Origin of the sequence: Bacillus sp. L75 (assembly GCF_003676355.1) — a bacterium.
Taxonomy (GTDB): Bacteria; Bacillota; Bacilli; order Bacillales; family Bacillaceae; genus Bacillus; species Bacillus velezensis.
In genome coordinates, this window is the sequence record NZ_ML064940.1 from 342 (window position 1) to 1,098 (window position 757).

Annotated in this window: 1 protein-coding gene; it reads left to right on the forward strand. The window is 42.5% G+C overall.

The features are described 5' to 3' along the window. Nucleotides 1-409 (forward strand): hypothetical protein (locus tag D5S11_RS19960; RefSeq protein ID WP_164833856.1); only part of this gene is annotated, 409 nt, incomplete at its 5' end. Between the last annotated feature and the right edge of the window lie 348 nt (nucleotides 410-757).

Here is a 757-nt window from a genome sequence, read left to right on the forward strand (position 1 = left end):
TCAACCGTTCTCTGATATATCATCGATAGAAATAACACCTAAAGCATCAATAACAGCGACAGTAACAGAAACACTCAACCCGTTTTCTGACAACTCGACTGTTGCAATAGTTGATGCTGGGAATATAGCGGTAAATGTAACGGAAACTCTAAGCGCTTTTAAAGATTCATCTATAATTGATGTATCAGCAAATGTAGGCGTATTAGTGACAGAGGTGCTTAATTCGTTTTTAGATGGTTCTAATGTTACAATAGCAAAAGATATTGAAGTTACTGTAACTGAGGTATTAAGTGCTTTTTCTGATAATTCAAGCGTAAGAATGCCGACAAATTGGGTTGATAAGCAGGTATCGGTAACTAGTTACACCACACAAACACCAGTAAATACAATCTGGACAGATAAAGGATAATAGAATGTCACAAAGCTCAATAGCAGAATGTAACGCGGCCTTAGATGCTCGTAATGCAAAGTTAAACACCGGCACAGTAGAAATACGAACAGGTGCGGCGGCAGATATTGATAGCGCACCAACGGGTACNCAGTAGAAATACGAACAGGTGCGGCGGCAGATATTGATAGCGCACCAACGGGTACGGTATTGGTAACATTCACATTACCAGCTTCAGCTTTTGCTACGGCAGCAAGCAGGCAAGCGAGCATGAACGCAGTAACACCGGTAACAGCGGCAGTGGCTAACGCAGGTTCACAGGTTCATTACGTGGCTAAAGAGTCAGGTAGTGCAGTTAGTCGTGTTGGC